The sequence below is a fragment of the Klebsiella sp. 10982 genome, from assembly GCF_048589245.1.
Taxonomy (GTDB): Bacteria; Pseudomonadota; Gammaproteobacteria; order Enterobacterales; family Enterobacteriaceae; genus Klebsiella; species Klebsiella quasivariicola.
This window is the reverse complement of sequence record NZ_JBMAXV010000017.1, coordinates 1-18,512: the sequence shown is the minus strand read 5'-3', so window position 1 is coordinate 18,512 and position 18,512 is coordinate 1. Positions and strand designations below refer to the sequence as shown.

The 18,512-nt window shown below is 56.5% G+C and carries 19 protein-coding genes; 12 read left to right on the top strand and 7 right to left on the bottom strand.

Translation table 11 applies throughout. The annotated features are described in order from the left end of the window. The first annotated feature begins 59 nt into the window (after window positions 1–59). From pcnB to panD, 5 genes are all read left to right on the top strand, one after another. Window positions 60–1,454 carry a polynucleotide adenylyltransferase PcnB gene (pcnB, locus tag ACKLKD_RS14395; protein ID WP_071993306.1) on the top strand — a complete coding sequence of 465 codons (1,395 nt, stop codon included), beginning with the start codon at window positions 60–62 and terminating at the stop codon, window positions 1,452–1,454. Further along, the gene (gene folK / locus ACKLKD_RS14390; RefSeq protein WP_025714104.1) at window positions 1,451–1,930 is read left to right on the top strand and encodes a 2-amino-4-hydroxy-6-hydroxymethyldihydropteridine diphosphokinase; all 480 of its coding nucleotides are present in this window, start codon (window positions 1,451–1,453) and stop codon (window positions 1,928–1,930) included. The genes pcnB and folK overlap by 4 nt, the downstream gene beginning before the upstream one ends. A gap of 119 nt (window positions 1,931–2,049) precedes the next feature. Continuing rightward, complete coding sequence (gene panB, locus ACKLKD_RS14385) at window positions 2,050–2,841, top strand: 3-methyl-2-oxobutanoate hydroxymethyltransferase (protein ID WP_025714105.1); 792 nt, start codon at window positions 2,050–2,052, stop codon at window positions 2,839–2,841. Between the two features lie 11 nt (window positions 2,842–2,852). Then, window positions 2,853–3,707, top strand: coding sequence for a pantoate--beta-alanine ligase (panC, locus tag ACKLKD_RS14380; protein ID WP_025714106.1), 855 nt, complete (start codon window positions 2,853–2,855; stop codon window positions 3,705–3,707). A 92-nt stretch (window positions 3,708–3,799) separates the two neighbouring features. Continuing rightward, window positions 3,800–4,180: an aspartate 1-decarboxylase gene (gene panD / locus ACKLKD_RS14375; RefSeq protein ID WP_025714107.1), complete on the top strand. Its 381-nt coding sequence runs from the start codon at window positions 3,800–3,802 to the stop codon at window positions 4,178–4,180. 35 nt (window positions 4,181–4,215) lie between these two features. Here panD and ACKLKD_RS14370 read toward each other — a convergent pair whose 3' ends face one another. From ACKLKD_RS14370 to ACKLKD_RS14355, 4 genes are all read right to left on the bottom strand, one after another. Beyond that, window positions 4,216–5,469: a polysaccharide deacetylase family protein gene (locus ACKLKD_RS14370; protein WP_025714108.1), complete on the bottom strand. Its 1,254-nt coding sequence runs from the start codon at window positions 5,467–5,469 to the stop codon at window positions 4,216–4,218. Window positions 5,470–5,527: 58 nt separating this feature from the next. Next, window positions 5,528–5,968 carry a PTS sugar transporter subunit IIA gene (locus tag ACKLKD_RS14365; protein ID WP_025714109.1) on the bottom strand — a complete coding sequence of 147 codons (441 nt, stop codon included), beginning with the start codon at window positions 5,966–5,968 and terminating at the stop codon, window positions 5,528–5,530. A 122-nt stretch (window positions 5,969–6,090) separates the two neighbouring features. After that, window positions 6,091–6,861 (bottom strand): ABC transporter permease, encoded by a 771-nt coding sequence (locus ACKLKD_RS14360; RefSeq protein ID WP_087805072.1) that lies wholly within the window; start codon window positions 6,859–6,861, stop codon window positions 6,091–6,093. Next, complete coding sequence (locus tag ACKLKD_RS14355) at window positions 6,858–7,784, bottom strand: ABC transporter ATP-binding protein (protein ID WP_025714111.1); 927 nt, start codon at window positions 7,782–7,784, stop codon at window positions 6,858–6,860. The genes ACKLKD_RS14360 and ACKLKD_RS14355 overlap by 4 nt, the downstream gene beginning before the upstream one ends. Before the next feature lie 184 nt (window positions 7,785–7,968). Here ACKLKD_RS14355 and can point away from each other — a divergent pair, with 184 nt between their 5' ends. After that, a complete protein-coding gene (can, locus tag ACKLKD_RS14350) occupies window positions 7,969–8,631 on the top strand; it encodes a carbonate dehydratase (protein WP_012542834.1) in 663 nt (220 codons plus the stop codon). 58 nt (window positions 8,632–8,689) lie between these two features. Here can and hpt read toward each other — a convergent pair whose 3' ends face one another. Further along, entirely contained in the window at window positions 8,690–9,226 is a 537-nt protein-coding gene (hpt, locus tag ACKLKD_RS14345; RefSeq protein ID WP_004204384.1) for a hypoxanthine phosphoribosyltransferase, read from the bottom strand. 4 nt (window positions 9,227–9,230) lie between these two features. Further along, window positions 9,231–9,359, bottom strand: coding sequence for a hypothetical protein (locus tag ACKLKD_RS14340; RefSeq protein ID WP_165931888.1), 129 nt, complete (start codon window positions 9,357–9,359; stop codon window positions 9,231–9,233). A 70-nt stretch (window positions 9,360–9,429) separates the two neighbouring features. Between ACKLKD_RS14340 and ACKLKD_RS14335 the strand changes: the two genes are divergently transcribed. Then, window positions 9,430–11,820 (top strand): glucose/quinate/shikimate family membrane-bound PQQ-dependent dehydrogenase, encoded by a 2,391-nt coding sequence (locus tag ACKLKD_RS14335; protein WP_025714112.1) that lies wholly within the window; start codon window positions 9,430–9,432, stop codon window positions 11,818–11,820. Window positions 11,821–11,893: 73 nt separating this feature from the next. On the opposite strand, the gene cueO is transcribed toward ACKLKD_RS14335, so the two are convergent. Next, window positions 11,894–13,495, bottom strand: a complete 1,602-nt coding sequence (cueO, locus tag ACKLKD_RS14330; RefSeq protein WP_087805074.1) for a multicopper oxidase CueO — start codon at window positions 13,493–13,495, stop codon at window positions 11,894–11,896. Window positions 13,496–13,640: 145 nt separating this feature from the next. On the opposite strand from cueO, the gene ACKLKD_RS14325 reads away from it, so the two are divergent. From ACKLKD_RS14325 to speD, 5 genes are all read left to right on the top strand, one after another. Further along, entirely contained in the window at window positions 13,641–13,988 is a 348-nt protein-coding gene (locus tag ACKLKD_RS14325; protein WP_002888808.1) for a YacC family pilotin-like protein, read from the top strand. A 247-nt stretch (window positions 13,989–14,235) separates the two neighbouring features. Further along, entirely contained in the window at window positions 14,236–14,646 is a 411-nt protein-coding gene (locus tag ACKLKD_RS14320; RefSeq protein WP_025714694.1) for a hypothetical protein, read from the top strand. A gap of 740 nt (window positions 14,647–15,386) precedes the next feature. Beyond that, complete coding sequence (locus ACKLKD_RS14315) at window positions 15,387–16,577, top strand: FKBP-type peptidyl-prolyl cis-trans isomerase (RefSeq protein WP_165931889.1); 1,191 nt, start codon at window positions 15,387–15,389, stop codon at window positions 16,575–16,577. A gap of 145 nt (window positions 16,578–16,722) precedes the next feature. Then, window positions 16,723–17,583 carry a polyamine aminopropyltransferase gene (gene speE / locus ACKLKD_RS14310; protein WP_025714692.1) on the top strand — a complete coding sequence of 287 codons (861 nt, stop codon included), beginning with the start codon at window positions 16,723–16,725 and terminating at the stop codon, window positions 17,581–17,583. A 24-nt stretch (window positions 17,584–17,607) separates the two neighbouring features. Next, entirely contained in the window at window positions 17,608–18,402 is a 795-nt protein-coding gene (gene speD, locus ACKLKD_RS14305; RefSeq protein WP_080897868.1) for an adenosylmethionine decarboxylase, read from the top strand. The last annotated feature ends 110 nt before the right edge of the window (window positions 18,403–18,512 follow it).

Below are 18,512 nucleotides of genomic sequence, written 5' to 3'. Positions count from 1 at the left end.
GCCGCTATTTTTACACTGTACAGTTGATCTGAAGTCCGTCTGACACTACGAGGTGCACCATTTTTACCCGAGTCGCTAATTTTTGCCGTAAGGTGCTAAGCCGTGAGGAGCGCGAGGCAGAAGCCGCCGTCGAACCAACGCCTATGACGGTGATCCCGCGTGAGCAGCATGCTATTTCCCGCAAAGATATCAGTGAAAACGCCCTCAAGGTCATGTACCGCCTCAACAAGGCGGGCTACGAATCCTGGCTGGTCGGCGGCGGCGTCCGCGACCTGCTGCTTGGCAAAAAGCCAAAAGATTTTGACGTCACCACCAACGCCACGCCGGATCAGGTACGCAAGCTGTTCCGCAACTGCCGTCTGGTTGGGCGACGTTTCCGCCTGGCGCATGTCATGTTCGGGCCGGAAATTATTGAGGTCGCCACCTTCCGTGGCCATCACGAAGGGCACACCACCGATCGCGTCACCTCCCAGCGGGGCCAGAACGGCATGCTGCTGCGCGATAACATCTTCGGCTCGATCGAGGAAGATGCCCAGCGTCGCGACTTCACCATCAACAGCCTCTATTACAGCGTGGCGGACTTTACCGTCCGCGACTACGTCGGCGGTATGAAGGACCTGCAGGATGGCGTGATCCGCCTGATCGGCAATCCGGAAACCCGTTATCGTGAGGATCCGGTGCGGATGCTGCGCGCCGTGCGCTTTGCCGCCAAGCTGAATATGACCATCAGCCCGGAAACGGCTGAACCGCTGCCGCGCCTGGCCGCCCTGCTCCACGACGTGCCACCGGCACGTCTGTTCGAGGAGGTGCTCAAGCTGCTGCAGGCCGGGTATGGCTACCAGACCTACATGCTGCTGCGGGAATACAACCTGTTCCAGCCGCTGTTCCCAACCATCACCCGCTACTTTACCGAGCGCGGCGACAGCCCGATGGAGCGGATCATCAGCCAGGTGCTGAAGAATACCGATACCCGCATTCATAACGACATGCGCGTCAACCCGGCTTTCCTCTTCGCAGTGATGTTCTGGTATCCGCTGCTGGAAACGGCGCAGAAAATCGCCCAGGAGAGCGGTCTGGCGTACTACGACGCCTTTGCCCTGGCGATGAACGATGTGCTGGATGAAGCCTGCCGCACGCTGGCGATCCCTAAGCGCATCACCACCCTTATTCGTGATATCTGGCAGCTGCAGCTGCGCATGTCCCGTCGCCAGGGCAAACGCGCCTGGAAGCTGATGGAGCATCCGAAATTCCGCGCCGCCTATGACCTGCTGGAGCTGCGCGCAGGCGCCGAGAACAACCACGAACTGCAGCGCCTGACCAAATGGTGGGGCGAATTCCAGGTCGCCGCGCCGCCGGCGCAAAAAGATATGCTCAACGACCTCGGGGACGATCCGGCGCCGCGCCGTCGCCACCGTCGTCCGCGCAAGCGCGCGCCGCGCCAGGGTAACGCATGACCCTGGTCTATATCGCCCTTGGCAGTAACCTTGCTTCTCCCCTGGAGCAGGTACAAGCGGCTATCCACGCGCTTGGCGATATTCCGCACAGCCGCGTGGTAAACGTCTCTTCGTTCTACCGCACGCCGCCGCTGGGCCCGCAGGATCAGCCGGACTATCTCAACGCTGCCGTTGCGCTGGACACTACGCTGACCCCTGACGCGCTGCTCGATCACACTCAGCGCATCGAGCTGCAGCAGGGACGAGTGCGTAAAGCCGAACGCTGGGGGCCGCGTACGCTCGACCTCGACATCATGCTGTTTGGCGACGCGGTCATCAACAGCGAGCGCCTGACCGTTCCGCACTACGATATGAAAAACCGCGGCTTTATGCTCTGGCCGCTGTTTGAGATCGCTCCTGACCTCCGTTTTCCTGACGGCCTGGCGCTGCGCGCCGTGCTGGATAATCTCGGCGCGGAAAAGCCCGCCAGCTGGTAATCCCCTCGCCTTTTTTAGCATTTGCGGCGATCGTCGTAATCGGTTGCCCAAAATCATTGCCCCTCTGAATGCTGCTGTTAGAATGCCGGTTAATATGACTTTCATCATCAGGAAATGTTATGAAACCGACCACCATTGCCCTGCTGCAGAAATGCAAACAGGAAAAGAAGCGCTTTGCCACCATTACCGCCTACGACCACAGCTTCGCGAAGCTGTTCGCCGATGAAGGCATCAATGTACTGCTGGTGGGCGACTCGCTGGGAATGACGGTGCAGGGTCACGACTCCACCCTGCCGGTTACCGTGGAAGATATCGCCTATCACACCCGCGCCGTCCGCCGCGGCGCGCCGAACAGTCTGCTGCTTGCCGACCTGCCGTTCATGGCCTACGCCACCCCCGAGCAGACCTTTGAAAACGCCGCCATCGTCATGCGCGCTGGCGCCAATATGGTCAAACTCGAGGGCGGCGCCTGGCTCGCCGACACCGTGAAGATGCTGGCGGAACGCGCGGTACCGGTTTGCGGCCATCTTGGCCTGACGCCGCAGTCGGTGAACGTATTCGGCGGGTATAAAGTGCAGGGCCGCGGCGATGCGGCGCAAACTCTGTTTGAAGACGCGTTAGCGCTGGAGGCGGCTGGGGCGCAGCTGCTGGTGCTGGAGTGCGTGCCGGTCGAACTGGCGAAGCGCATCACCGAAGCCCTGACCATTCCGGTGATCGGCATCGGCGCAGGCAACGTTACCGACGGGCAAATCCTCGTAATGCATGATGCTTTCGGCATTACCGGCGGCCACATTCCGAAATTTGCCAAGAATTTCCTTGCCGAAGCGGGCGACATCCGCGCCGCGGTGCGGCAGTATATTGCCGAAGTCGAATCCGGGGTCTATCCGGGCGAAGAACACAGTTTCCATTAAGGAGTCTTGTTGTGCTGATTATTGAATCCGTGCTGCTGCTGCGTCAGCATATCCGCCGTTTGCGTCAGGAAGGTAAGCGTATTGCGCTGGTTCCGACAATGGGCAACCTGCATGATGGTCATATGAAACTGGTTGATGAAGCCAAAGCCAGCGCGGACGTGGTGGTGGTCAGTATTTTCGTCAATCCGATGCAGTTTGACCGCGTCGATGACCTGGCGCGCTACCCGCGCACCCTGCAGGATGATTGCGAAAAGCTGAACAAGCGTCATGTCGATTTTGTCTTCGCGCCGACGCCGGCGGAAGTTTACCCTCAGGGCACCGAGGGCCAGACTTATGTCGACGTTCCGGGACTGTCCACCATGCTCGAAGGCGCCAGCCGCCCGGGCCATTTCCGCGGCGTATCGACCATCGTCAGTAAGTTGTTCAACCTGGTCCAGCCTGACGTTGCCTGCTTCGGCGAGAAAGACTTCCAGCAGCTGGCGCTGATCCGCAAAATGGTCGCCGACATGGGCTACGATATCGAGATCATCGGCGTACCGATCGTCCGCGCGAAAGATGGCCTGGCGCTGAGTTCGCGCAATGGCTACCTGACCGCTGACCAGCGCAAAATCGCCCCGGGTCTGTATAAGGTGCTAAGCGCGGTGGCGGAAAAACTGGCCGCCGGCGATCGCCAACTCGACGAGATTATCGCTATCGCTGAACAAGAGCTGAATGAAAAAGGCTTCCGCGCCGACGACATTCAGATCCGCGATGCCGACACCCTGCTTGAGCTGACCGATGCCAGCCAGCGTGCGGTGATCCTGATGGCCGCCTGGCTGGGTCAGGCCCGCCTGATCGACAACCAGATCGTCACGCTCGCTCAGTAGACAGCGGGTAAATATCGGGCAATACTGCCCGGGCTTTTCTCAGGGCGGGCGCCGTGTCCGCACTGCTACATTAAGGTTGAAGGGTAGAAGTTATGATGCGTAATATGCTGCAGGGCAAGCTCCACCGCGTAAAAGTCACGCAGGCGGACCTGCACTATGAAGGTTCTTGCGCCATTGACCAGGACTTCCTGGATGCGGCCGGTATTCTGGAGAATGAAACCATTCATCTCTGGAACGTCACCAACGGCAACCGTTTCTCCACCTACGCCATTGCCGCCGAGCGGGGCTCCCGGATCATCTCCGTTAACGGTGCCGCCGCACACTGCGCCAGCGTCGGCGATATTTTGATCATCGCCAGCTTCGTTACGATGTCGGATGAAGAAGCGCGTAACTGGCAGCCTAACATCGCCTACTTCGAAGGCGATAACGAAATGAAACGCCAGGCGAAAGCCATTCCGGTACAGGTCGCCTGATGGCCGCGGCGCTGTGCTCAGGCACAGCGCTGGTATTACCCCTGCGGCTGATTACTGATCAGCCGCGACATCGTCTCCAGCGAATCCGTGCGTAAAATATATAAGCGCTTCAGCAGAAACGGATTATCCCCCGGCTTCACCTTCCCCCGCACCGTCGTTACCGCCATATGAAACCCGGCGTCATTCGCCGCCTGTACCGCGGTGGCGTTATAGCCGCCGAAGGGGTAGGAAAGGTAAAGAACGTGCGGATTAAACTGGCCCAGCGCCCGACGCGAGCGGGCAAAATCAAACAGAATATTGTGGTAATTACGGCTGAATAAGATCGGTCGCCGGTAGGCGTCCACCCGATGCAGAAAATGGGTATGCGACTGAATATCAAAGACGTCCTGAATCTGGCGTAGCTCGGAAATGCTCATAAACTGCAGCGATTTCGGATCCCATTTTTGCGGATAGCGCTTAATGCGCGAGGAGATAATAAAGGCGGTGGCGTGGAAGCCGTACTGTTTCAGCACCGGATAGGCGTAGCGGTTTACCGATTTCAGACCATCATCGAAAGTGATCGCCACCGCCCGCGCCGGGAGATTGATTTTATTGCGCACATAGCCTTCGAGCTGGTACAGGGTCAGCGTGGTGTAGCCCTGATCGCGCAGCCAGGTCATCTGGTTATTGAAGGCGCGTACCGAGGTGGTGGTCGACGTATGACGAAACCGGGTGTTCTCTTCGTCGCGCAGAATATGGTGATAGGTCAGCACGGGAATGCCATTATCTTCCTGCGCATCCAGACTGCTGACCCACGCCAGCCGGTCGCCAATGCGGATCTGAAACCAGGTCTGATTAAGCCGGTCCTTCAGCTTGCTGAGGATCGGATAGCGCAGATTCGTGGCCAGCGTGCCGAACGGCGCGCTGCTTACCGAGGGTGCGTCATAGAGCGGAGTGTCTTTCCAGGTGAGTAAATTCTGGTTACTCAACGGCTTATTGAGATCCCCTAAACGGTCCTCCACCCGCTGCTTACCCTGTACCGGCTCGAGATGGCCTTTATCAATAAATCCGGTGCCGAAACCGAAACGAAATTCATAATAGTCAGCCGCCGTCGGGACGACCGCGAGGATCTGCCCGGCACGCACATTGCCGACGCTTATGACATGGTTCCCCACCTGCGCCCAGATAACCGCATCTTCGGTGGTTTGCATATAGCGTACAGGCTTGCCCTGCTGGCTAAGCAGGCTGGCAGAGGCGCTGAGCGAGGTCAGTAAAAGAAGCAGAGTAAAAATTCGGGCAAGCATGCGCATCGAACCGGTCAACCATCAACGGCCGCTATTGTAACAAAAGCGGCATCAATGCCGATGCTTAATTTCCGAAGGTATCGTGGCGCAGCCGGAACGGGGGATTTTTCTGCTGTTGATGCCACAGGCTGCTCACCAGCGGCCCACCCGCGCTGACGATAGTCTGGCGAAACGCGTCGCTGCTTAACGTGCCTCGCAGCAGATACATTCGTTCAAGTAATGAATAGCTGATGCCGGAGATGACTTCACAGTGGGTATGCTTGTGACTCATCAGCGCGGCGGCCCGATAAGGCGCCGCACCGGTTTTGTCGGTGAGGAAAATGACCCCATCCCCGGAGTCGGTGGCATGTAGCGCATCGCACATCATCCGGCTCAACATATTGCTGCTGAGATTGCGCCAGTAATTGACCGCCCGGCACTGGGCCAGCGGTCCAAACTTTTGTTCAAGACGATCCAGCATCTCCTGCGCCAGTTCATCGTGACAGGTAATGACCCAACCGAGCATGTTTCCCTCCTTAGCCAGCTAATAATGTAGCAAGGGGAAGGTGACGTATCGGTGATGACGGTCAAAGATAAGCGGTTAGCGCCCCACCTGTTTGCCTCGGGAAGCGCTAACCGTGAGCCGTATCAGCTACGCAGGCCGCGGCCGCGCTGAATTAACGACCAGCAGAGCAGATAGAAGGCGACAATGAAGACCACCAGCACCGCAAAGGTCGTCACCAGCGGGACATCGTTAATCCCGAGGAAGCCGAAGCGGAAACCGCTGATCATGTAGACGATGGGGTTCAGATGCGACAGCCCCTGCCAGAAGGGCGGCAGCAGCGTCAGCGAGTAGAACACCCCGCCGAGGTAGGTCAGCGGCGTCAGCACAAAGGTCGGGATCAGGCTGATGTCATCGAAGGTCTTGGCAAACACGGCGTTCAGCAGGCCGGCCAGCGAGAACAGCACCGCGGTAAGGATCAGCGTCAGGGCGACAAACAGCCATGAGTGAACCTGGAACGGCACGAAGAACAGCGAGACGGCGGTCACCAGGATACCCACGCACAGCCCACGCGCCACCCCGCCGCCCACGTAGCCGGCGATAATCACATGCGTCGGCACTGGCGCCACCAGCAGCTCTTCAATATTGCGCTGAAACTTGGCGCTGAAGAACGACGAGGCGACGTTGGCGTAAGCGTTAGTGATCACCGCCATCATGATCAGGCCCGGGACGATAAACTGCATATAGGTAAAACCATACATTTCGCCGATACGCGAGCCGATCAGGTTGCCAAAAATGACGAAGTACAGGGTCATGGTGATCACCGGCGGCACCAGCGTCTGCACCCAGATGCGCATAAAACGGTGGATCTCTTTGGTCCAGATGCTTTTCAGCGCGACCCAATAAAGCTGCATCATGCTGACTCTCCTTTTCGCTCATGCACCAGCGTGACAAACAGCTCTTCCAGACGGTTGGCTTTGTTACGCATACTCAATACCTGTACCCCCTGAGCGCTCAGTTGGGCAAAGACGCTGTTAATCCCCTGCTCGCGCAGGACCTCCACTTCCAGCGTCGACGTATCGACCAGCTGGTACTGGTAGCCTTCGAGCTTCGGTACCGGGCTTTTTGGCGCGAGATCGAGAATAAAGGTCTCAGACTTCAGCTTTGACAGCAGCGCTTTCATCGACGTGTTTTCCACCAGCGTCCCATGCTGGATGATGCCGATGTTGCGACACAGCATTTCCGCCTCTTCGAGATAGTGGGTGGTCAGGATAATGGTGGTGCCGCGATCGTTGAGATCCTTGAGAAAGCCCCACATGGAGCGACGCAGTTCAATATCCACGCCAGCGGTAGGCTCATCGAGGATCAGTAGCTTCGGCTCATGCATTAACGCGCGGGCGATCATCAGCCGGCGCTTCATCCCGCCCGAGAGCATCCGCGCGCGTTCGTTGCGTTTTTCCCACAGATCGAGCTGTTTTAAGTATTTTTCGCTGCGAGCGATGGCTTCTTTACGCTCAACGCCGTAGTAGCCCGCCTGGTTAACAACGATCTGCTGCACAGTCTCGAAGGGGTTAAAGTTAAACTCCTGCGGTACCAGGCCAAGCTGACGCTTGGCGTTGACGACGTCTTTCTCCAGATCGTAGCCAAAGACATTGACCTGACCAGAGGTTTTGTTCACCAGCGAGCTGATGATGCCGATCGTCGTGGATTTTCCGGCCCCGTTCGGGCCCAGCAGGGCATAAAAATCCCCCGCTTCGACCTGCAGGTCGATTCCCCGCAGCGCCTGAACTCCGCCGGGGTAGGTTTTTTTGAGCTGTTTTAATTCCAGAGCAATGGTCATTAAATATCTCTTCTCGAGTCGTGACACGTATTTACCCGTCTAACGCACGTTTCGCGCTATACGGGCGCTGGCGCGGCCAGCGTACCACTAGCCTGAAGTATCACGGGTTAAGATGGTTTTAAAAAAGGTGAGCTTACCCTATATTAGCGCAACGCACTTACTTGGTTACAGGCCGTAAACGTCCATGAATGATATAGATACACTCATCAGCAACAATGCACTATGGTCAAAAATGCTGGTGGAAGAGGACCCCGGCTTTTTCGAAAAACTGTCGCAGGCGCAGAAACCACGCTTTCTGTGGATTGGCTGTTCTGACAGCCGTGTTCCGGCTGAGCGACTCACCGGCCTGGAGCCTGGCGAACTGTTTGTCCATCGTAACGTGGCGAATCTGGTGATCCACACCGACCTGAACTGTCTGTCGGTGGTGCAGTATGCCGTCGATGTCCTCGAAGTCGAGCACATTATTATCTGCGGCCACTACGGCTGCGGCGGCGTGCAGGCGGCAGTGGAGAACCCGGAGCTGGGACTCATCGACAACTGGCTCCTGCACATCCGCGATATCTGGTTTAAGCACAGCTCGCTGCTGGGTGAAATGCCGGAGGAGCGCCGTCTGGATACCCTGTGTGAACTGAACGTGATGGAGCAGGTGTACAACCTGGGACATTCGACGATTATGCAATCGGCGTGGAAGCGCGGACAGAAGGTCACCATTCACGGCTGGGCTTACGGCATTCATGACGGACTGCTGCGCGATCTGGATGTCACCGCCGTGAGTCGGGAAACCCTCGAACAGCGCTATCGCCACGGCATCTCCAACCTCAAGATCAAGCACATCAACCACAAATAGCCTTCAGGCTTATCCACCCTGGAGAGCGCGGCGCGCGCTGTCCAGGGTGGATTTCCCCTTACTCGTCCAGCAGGGTGACTTTGCCGATATACGGCAGATGGCGGTAACGCTGAGCGTAGTCGATACCGTAGCCCACGACGAACTCATCCGGAATGGCGAAACCGACAAATTCAACCGGGACATTCACTTCACGGCGGCTCGGTTTATCCAGCAGCGTACAAATAGCCAGCGATTTCGGCTCGCGCAGGCTGAGGATTTCGCGAACTTTAGACAGGGTATTGCCGGAGTCGATGATGTCTTCCACGATCAGAACGTCTTTACCACGGATGTCTTCATCCAGATCTTTAAGGATTTTCACATCACGAGTGGTGGACATGCCGCTGCCGTAGCTGGAGGCGGTCATAAAATCGACTTCATGCGGCACCTGCACTTCACGGCACAGGTCGGCCATGAACATAAATGAGCCGCGCAGCAGCCCCACCAGCACCATTTCGCTGCCGCTGTCCTGATAGTGTTCGTTGATTTGACGACCCAGTTCCGCGATACGCGCTTTGATCTCGGATTCCGGGATCATCACTTCTACAGTATGTTTCATAAGACTAACCATTTGATTCTAAATATAAATCATCAAAGCCGCTGCTTTCGCCCCGACGATGACCGGCAAGCCATCCAGTATACCAGCAAAAAGAAATCTTCGGTGCAGGGATTAATAAAGCCCATTTTGTGATTCCGATCACACTTGTTAAAACCTATAATTAATTGCAGTTAAAAAATTAACAAACACATGAGTAACTTTCTATGGCTGAAACAAAGTCTCAACAATCAAGGCTCCTGGTGACGCTGACTGCGCTATTTGCAGCGTTCTGCGGCCTCTATCTTTTAATCGGCGGAGCATGGCTGGTCGTGCTTGGCGGCTCCTGGTACTACCCTATCGCTGGTCTGGTGATGCTGGGCGTGACCGTAATGCTGTTCCGCGGCAAACGCGCTGCGCTGTGGCTATACGCCGCGCTGCTGCTGGCGACGATGATCTGGGGCGTCTGGGAAGTCGGCTTCGACTTCTGGGCGCTGACGCCGCGTAGCGACATCCTCGTCTTCTTTGGTATCTGGTTGATCCTGCCCTTTGTCTGGCGCCGCCTGCCTATCCCTTCCGCTGGCGCCGTAGGTGCCCTGGTCGTCGCCCTGCTGATTAGCGGCGGCATGCTGACCTGGGCCGGCTTTAACGACCCGCAGGAAGTCAACGGCACCCTGAGCGCCGACGCCACCCCGGCTGCACCCATCTCCACCGTCGCCGACGGCGACTGGCCGGCCTATGGACGTAACCAGGAAGGCCAGCGCTTCTCCCCGCTGAAGCAGATTAACGCTGAGAACGTGAAGAATCTGAAGGAAGCCTGGGTGTTCCGCACCGGCGACCTGAAGCTGCCAAACGATCCGGGTGAAATCACTAACGAAGTGACGCCGATTAAAGTCGGCGACACGCTCTTCCTGTGTACCGCCCACCAGCGTCTGTTCGCCCTCGACGCGGCGACCGGTAAAGAGAAGTGGCATTTTGACCCGCAGCTGAACGCCGATCCGTCGTTCCAGCACGTTACCTGCCGCGGGGTCTCTTATCACGAAGCGAAAGCGGACAACGCGCCTGCCGACGTCGTGGCCGACTGTCCGCGCCGCATTATTCTGCCGGTGAACGATGGCCGCCTGTTCGCGGTGAATGCTGACAACGGTAAGCTGTGCGAAACCTTTGCCAACAAAGGTATTCTCAACCTGCAGACCAACATGCCGGTCACCACGCCGGGCATGTATGAACCCACTTCCCCACCGATTATCACCGATAAGACCATCGTGATTGCCGGCGCGGTCACCGATAACTTCTCAACCCGTGAGCCGTCAGGCGTGATCCGCGGCTTTGATGTGAATACCGGTAAACTCTTGTGGGCCTTCGATCCGGGTGCGAAAGACCCGAACGCCATCCCGAGCGATGAGCACCACTTCACGCTCAACTCACCGAACTCCTGGGCGCCTGCCGCCTACGACGCGAAGCTGGATCTGGTCTATCTGCCGATGGGCGTGACCACCCCGGATATCTGGGGCGGCAACCGCACGCCGGAGCAAGAGCGCTACGCCAGCTCGATTGTGGCGCTGAACGCCACCACCGGTAAACTGGCCTGGAGCTACCAGACCGTCCACCACGATCTGTGGGATATGGACATGCCTTCCCAGCCGACGCTGGCTGACATTGAGGTCAACGGCAAAACCGTGCCGGTCATTTATGCTCCGGCGAAAACCGGTAACATCTTCGTACTGGATCGCCGTAACGGCGAGCTGGTAGTGCCGGCGCCGGAAAAACCGGTTCCGCAGGGTGCTGCCAAAGGGGATTACGTCACCAAAACCCAGCCCTTCTCCGATCTGAGCTTCCGTCCGAAGAAAGATCTCACCGGGGCGGACATGTGGGGCGCCACCATGTTCGACCAGCTGGTGTGCCGGGTGATTTTCCATCAATTGCGTTATGAAGGTATCTTCACCCCGCCGTCCGAGCAGGGCACCCTCGTCTTCCCGGGTAACCTGGGGATGTTTGAATGGGGCGGTATTTCCGTCGATCCGAACCGTCAGGTGGCTATTGCCAACCCGATGGCGCTGCCGTTCGTCTCTAAACTGATCCCGCGCGGCCCGGGTAACCCGATGGAGCCACCGAAAGATGCGAAAGGCTCTGGCACCGAGTCCGGCGTGCAGCCGCAGTACGGTGTCCCGTACGGCGTGACCCTGAACCCGTTCCTGTCGCCGTTTGGCCTGCCGTGCAAACAGCCGGCATGGGGCTATATCTCCGCGCTGGATCTGAAAACCAATGAAGTGGTATGGAAAAAACGTATCGGTACGCCGCAGGATAGTCTGCCGTTCCCGATGCCGGTTAAGCTGCCGTTCACTATGGGTATGCCAATGCTGGGCGGGCCGATCTCCACGGCCGGTAACGTTCTGTTCATTGGCGCGACCGCGGATAATTACCTGCGCGCGTACAATATGAGCAATGGTGAGAAACTATGGGAAGCCCGTCTGCCAGCTGGCGGTCAGGCGACGCCGATGACTTACGAAGTGAATGGCAAACAGTATGTTGTCATCTCTGCCGGCGGTCACGGTTCGTTCGGTACTAAAATGGGCGATTACATCGTCGCCTATGCGCTACCGGATGACGCGAAATAAAACGCAAAACGGCAACGAAAGTTGCCGTTTTTTTGGGTTATCCCAGCTCCCCACGCTTTCGCGCCGTACCGCCCTAAACCGTGAATCCCAACATCATGCCAGTGTCTTCATGCTCCAGCAGATGGCAGTGGGCCATATAGGCAAACTCCTTCGGTGCCGGATGATCAAACTTCACTAACACTTCACTAATTTCACCTTCCACGCGGACGGTGTCTTTCCAGCCGCTACGATGCGCCGCAGGCGGCTTACCGTTCTCGCTGAGGATACGGAACTGGGTGCCGTGGATATGAAACGGATGCAGCATCATGTCGCCCTTACCCGAAATCACCCAGCGCTCATACTGCCCTCTGGCGGCGGCAAACATCGGCACATTCATGTCGAAGGCTTTGCCGTTGATGCGGTTGGCGTTATGGAAATCAAAGCCCTTTCCTGATGACATGCCATGCCCCATGCCGGCCCCGTGGTTCATGTTACTCATGTCGCCGTGGTGCATATTCCCCATGCCGCCCGTCCCGCCATGGCCCATCATGCCGTGGTCCATTCCCGCCATCGCCTGGTCGCCATACTTCTCCATCAGCGCCTGCATGCCCATTCTGTCGAGCATCGGATCCATCGACAGCTGGAGTTGACGCTGCGACAGCCCCGTCAGGGACGGTAACGCCGGCAGAGCGGCCAGGGTATCCAGCAGCTTGCCGGAGGCAGGAATGACCAGCGGCTGGATGCGCAGCACCGGCTGCGGTTTATCAAAAGGCGCAATGGCCATGCCCATCTGGCTCACCGGCAGGGTCACCAGATCAAAAGGTTTTCCGTCGCTGGTGTCCACCAGCACCTCAAAGCGTTCCCCCATTAATACCGGCAATTCATCGACCTTCACCGGCTCGGCCAACAGACCGCCGTCGCTGGCCACCACGTACAGCGGCCGCTTATCGCTGGTCGCAAAATTAAGGGAACGGGCATTGCAGCCGTTTAACAAACGCAGGCGTAGCCAGCCGCGCGGCGCGGCATGTTCGGGATAGAGGGCCCCATTGGTCAGTAGCGTATCGCCAAACCAGCCGACGGCGGCGCTCATCACATCCAGCTGATAGTCGATCTCGCCGGCGGCGGTGAACTTCTTATCCTGGACGATCACCGGCACATCATCGATCCCCCACTGCTTAGGCAGCAGCAGGCGCCCGCTCTCTTCATCCTCGATCAGCACCAGGCCGGCCAGCCCCATCGCCACCTGCCGGCCGGTGCTCCCATGCTGATGCGGATGAAACCAGCAGGTCGCCGCCCGCTGCGTTGGCGTGAAGCTTACCGTGCGGGTGGCGCCCGGCGCGATAACCCCCTGTGGCCCCCCGTCGACCTCGCCCGGTACCTCCAGACCATGCCAGTGCAGCGTGGTCTCTTCCGCCAGCTGGTTAGTAATATCCACCGTGACGGTCTTCCCCTGCGTCAACTGCAGCGCAGGGCCCAGCAGCGACCCGTTGTAGCCCCAGGTAGTGGCATTCAGGGCGCCAAACCGCGTTTTGCCCGCCTGGATCCTGAGCGCGATGCGGTTGCGCGCATCGGCGGCTAACAGCGACGGTATCGGCAGAGCCGGGCTACTGGCGGCAAAGACCGCCCGGCTCCATAACGGCAATGCGCTGGCCATGCCGACCGCGGCGGTCAGTTTGAGGAAGTCTCGACGTTGCATATTCACATCCTTTTATTCTGCGGGCGAATATTTGAGCTTAAACCCTACCGTAACGGGAAGGTCAAGCAGAAGAGTAAGAATAAAGATCGGCGCTGTGTAAAGAAGTATGCTAATTTGAAGCGTCGGTGATCTAATGGTAGAAAAAATGAAGACGCTTTTCAGAACAATGGTACTCGGCAGCCTGCTTGCTCTCTCCGCCAACAGCTACGCGCTCAGCGAATCAGAAGCGGAAGATATGGCTGATTTAACCGCGGTTTTTGTGTTTCTGAAAAACGACTGTGGCTACCAGAACCTGCCCAACACGCAGATCCGTCGCGCACTGGTGTTCTTTGCTCAACAGAACCAGTGGGACCTCAGCAACTATGACAGCTACAACATGAAAGCGCTTGGCGAAGACAGCTATCGCGATCTCAGCGGCATTAACATTCCGACGGCGAAAAAATGCAAAGCGCTGGCCCGCGATTCACTCAGCCTGTTGGCTTACGTTAAATAATGCCTTGCGCGGGCGGCGACGCTCCGCGCCTTTACCATTTCCTTTATCTCACTCGAATAGTTATATTTATTATTGTATATAAATAAATCTTATTCCCCTTCAAACATATCAATCCACCAAATAAATTAAACCCCTACTAATAATGAATTACTAAAAAACTAATAAAATATCATTATTCATATATTGCAAAATAAAAAACACCCTTCTAGAATCCGGTGAAAATATACCTACTTCATGGACTGAAATTGTGAATATCTCGCCGACTCTTCGTATTATCCCGCTTACCGCACTTTTATTAGTGGGCTGTAGCAATACCTCATCTCGCCAGCAGGTAAAGCCGATTACCACGCCGCTAACGTCGCAACAACAGGCTGAGCAGGAGCGCGCTGCCAGCGAACAGGAGCGTATTGAGTCCTGCCGTCAGGCGCTGGATTCGCTTAAAGAGGTGAACCCACAGCAGGCAACTAAACTCAGCAACGAGTTCAATGCTCTGGTGCGCGCGGCGTCACAATATAACAAGGTGCGCGAGAAAGTGGCCGATCCAACCCGGATGGGCATTGACTCCATGTATCAGTTCAAATCTATCAAGCTGTGCTCCGATATCCAAAAAACGCTGATCGATAGCCTGGTACAGCGTGGTGAAAGCAAACAACCATGAACAGAACCGCCACGCTGACCCCAAAAGCACCTCTGCTGATGCTCGCCGCGGCGCTGGCGCTTTTACCCTCATTTTACGCCGGCGCCGCGCCGGCCTTCCTCGACTACGCGCAGCAGCAAACTCAGACGCAAGAAAAAAACGATACTGACACCGTAAAGCAAACGGCAGGGGATCGTCCTAACGCGGATAATAAAAAAAATGCGACCAACACCGCACAGTTGCAAAAAAAAATCATCAGTCAGCAGGCAACGATTGCGCAAAAAGATAAAACTATTCAGCAATTAAAAAAAGAGCTTACCGCCACGCCGTCAGCAGAAACATCCACCGCGAATGACCACGCGGAATTGAATAATAAAATAAAACAATTGCAGAAAGCGTTAGCCGCCGCGACCGCGGAAAATGAGGCGTTGATAAAAAAAGGGAGCGTTGCCCAGAATAATAATCTGCAGCAAAGCCAGACTGCCGCGCTTAAACAGATTCAGCAACTCACCTCGCAGCTTCAAAACGCCGAAACTGAAAATCAGCGGCTCAGCGCGAGCCTCACTACGCTGAATACGGATAAGCAAACGCTGACCACCCGACTGGCCGCCGCGGAAAAAGCACAGCAGACCGCCCTTAACCAGGCCAAAGCCCTCGATACTGACAAGCAGTCGCTTATCACCCGGCTGGCCACCGCGGAAAAAGTCCAGCAGATAGCCCTTAACCAGGCTAAAGCTCTCGATACTGACAAGCAGTCGCTCATGACTCAACTGGCCGCCGCGGAAAAAGCGCAGCAGACCGCGCTCGAGCATGCCAAAGCCCTTGATGCCGACAAGCAGTCGCTCGCCAGCCGGTTGGCAGCCGCGGAAAAAGCCAAACAGACTGCTCTCGAGCAGGCCAAAGCGCTTCAGGCCGACAAACAGCCGCAGGCCACCCAGCTGGCCTCAGTGGAAAAAGCACAGCAGGCGGCTCTCGATAAAGTCAAAGCGCTTGATGCCGATAAGCAGTCTCTCACCGCCCAACTGGCCGCTGCGGAAAAAGCCAAACAGGACGCCCTCGATCAGGTCACCGCACTTAAGGCCGATAAGCAGTCCCTCTCCACCCGGCTCGCCGCTGCGGAAAAAACGCCACCTGGCCACGATACCACCGCCGCGGCCACAAAGAGCGAACCTCCGGAGATGGCGGCGGTTGTTGCGGCCTACCGCCTGCAGGCGGACAAAGACAACGCCCAGCTAAGGATGAAAGAAGACGAAATCCAGTTGCTGAAAACCCAGCTGTCGGTGCAGCCTAAAATCGCGGGTAGCAAGACTGCCAGCGCCAAACTCAACGCCTCGGGCGAGCAGCAGGCTTATGCCATCGGCGCCTCAATGGGCACCGAGGCCCTTAACGTCCTCACCACCCGCCGCACACAGGGAATTATCGTCGATGCCGGACTGGTGCTGCAGGGTATCGAAGATGCCTTTAGCGGGCAGCTTCGCCTCGGAGAACAGGAGCGGAACAAAGCGCTGTTTGACATTTCGCAGCAGGTGTTCCAGAACCTGAATAAAATCGAACAGAAAAACATCAGCGCGGGCAAAAAATATCAACAGGCGTTTGCGCGCAAAAAAGATGTGGTCTTCAAAGAGGGCGTCTACAGTCGTGTCGATTACCTGGGTAAAGGTAAAATAAGCGGCAACGACATAGTCACCGTGGTGATCAAAGAGATGCTGACGGATGGGACAGTGATCAACGATATGGAAGCGAAAGATCAGGCGCTCACCCAGAAGCTGGATGCCTATCCGCCGGTGTTTCGCGGACCGCTGCAACGTCTGCAGAACCACGGTTCCATTACGCTGGTCGTACCGCCCGACAAAGCCTATGGCAGTAAAGGACTACCGCCGAAAATCCCGCCTGGCGCCACGATGGTCTATTCCGTACGAATAGTGGATACGCAACCTGCACCGGCGAAATAGTTCCGCGCCCACCGCCCTCTCCGGGCGGTGGCGTTATCCCTGCCGCATTGCTGCAATAACCGCCGTGCATCCTCATCTATAGTTGTCTATGATGTTGCACTCGTTTTACGGGTGTAACAGATGTTAACGAAGGAGGAGCCTCATCGTGGCCGATTACCCACAGTGGCATGAAACGCTGCATGACCATTTTGGTCAGTACTTTAGCGTTGATAACGTGCTGTACCACGAAAAAACCGATCATCAGGATCTAATCATCTTTGACAACCGCGCTTTTGGCCGGGTGATGGCGCTGGATGGCGTCGTACAAACCACCGAACGCGATGAGTTCATCTACCACGAAATGATGACCCACGTGCCGCTGCTGGCTCACGGCAACGCGAAGCATGTGCTGATCATTGGCGGCGGTGACGGCGCGATGCTGCGCGAAGTCTCTCGTCACCATAGCATCGAAACCATCACCATGGTGGAAATTGACGCTGGGGTAGTCTCATTCTGCCGCCAGTACCTGCCCAACCATAGCGCCGGCGCCTATGATGATCCGCGTTTTACGCTGGTGATTGATGATGGCGTCAATTTTGTTAACCAGACAACGCAAACGTTTGACGTGATCATTTCTGACTGCACCGACCCTATCGGTCCGGGCGAAAGTCTCTTCACTTCAGCTTTTTATGAAGGCTGCAAACGCTGCCTGAACCCGGGAGGCATCTTCGTTGCGCAGAACGGTGTCTGCTTCCTGCAACAGGATGAAGCGGTAGGTAGCCATCGCAAGCTGAGCCACTATTTTCGCGACGTCAGCTTCTACCAGGCGGCAATTCCAACCTATTACGGCGGGATCATGACCTTTGCCTGGGCAAGCGACAACGAAGCGCTACGTCATCTCTCCAGTGAAATCATTCAGGCGCGTTTTCACAAAGCCAACCTGACCTGCCGTTATTACAATCCGGCAATACATACGGCGGCCTTCGCCTTACCACAATATCTGCATGATGCTCTGTCCGCACCGTGACGCGAAGTAAGGGGGTGAACTAAATTGAAAAAATTGAAGCTGCACGGCTTTAACAACCTGACCAAAAGCCTGAGTTTTTGTATCTACGATATCTGTTACGCCAAAACGGCCGAAGAGCGCGACGGCTACATCGCCTATATCGACGAACTCTATAATGCCAATCGCCTGACGGAGATCCTGACAGAAACCTGTTCTATTATTGGCGCCAATATCCTGAATATCGCCCGCCAGGATTATGAGCCCCAGGGCGCCAGCGTGACCATTCTGGTCAGCGAAGAACCTGTCGATCCTAAGCTGATTGACCAGACCGAACACCCCGGCCCGCTACCGGAAACCGTGGTTGCCCATCTCGATAAGAGCCATATCTGCGTGCATACCTACCCGGAGAGCCATCCGGAAGGCGGGCTGTGTACTTTCCGCGCCGATATCGAAGTGTCAACCTGCGGCGTCATTTCACCGCTCAAAGCGCTGAACTATCTGATCCACCAGCTGGAATCAGACATTGTCACTATTGACTACCGCGTGCGCGGCTTTACCCGCGATATCAACGGGATGAAGCATTTTATCGATCATGAAATTAATTCGATTCAGAACTTTATGTCTGACGACATGAAGTCGCTGTATGACATGGTCGACGTCAACGTTTATCAGGAAAATATCTTCCATACCAAAATGTTGCTCAAGGAATTCGACCTTAAGCACTATATGTTCCATACCCGACCGGAAGAGTTAACCGTCGAAGAGCGCAAGGTCATTACCGACCTGCTGTGGAAAGAGATGCGCGAGATTTACTACGGCCGCAATATCCCTGCCGTGTAATGCCTGACATGCCCGGCGGCGCCTTTGCTTGCCGGGCCTGGGATTCTGTGCCACCTGGCAGCACGAGCAAGGTGCCAGCGGCCAGCCGGGGATTTACCCTGCTTATGCTA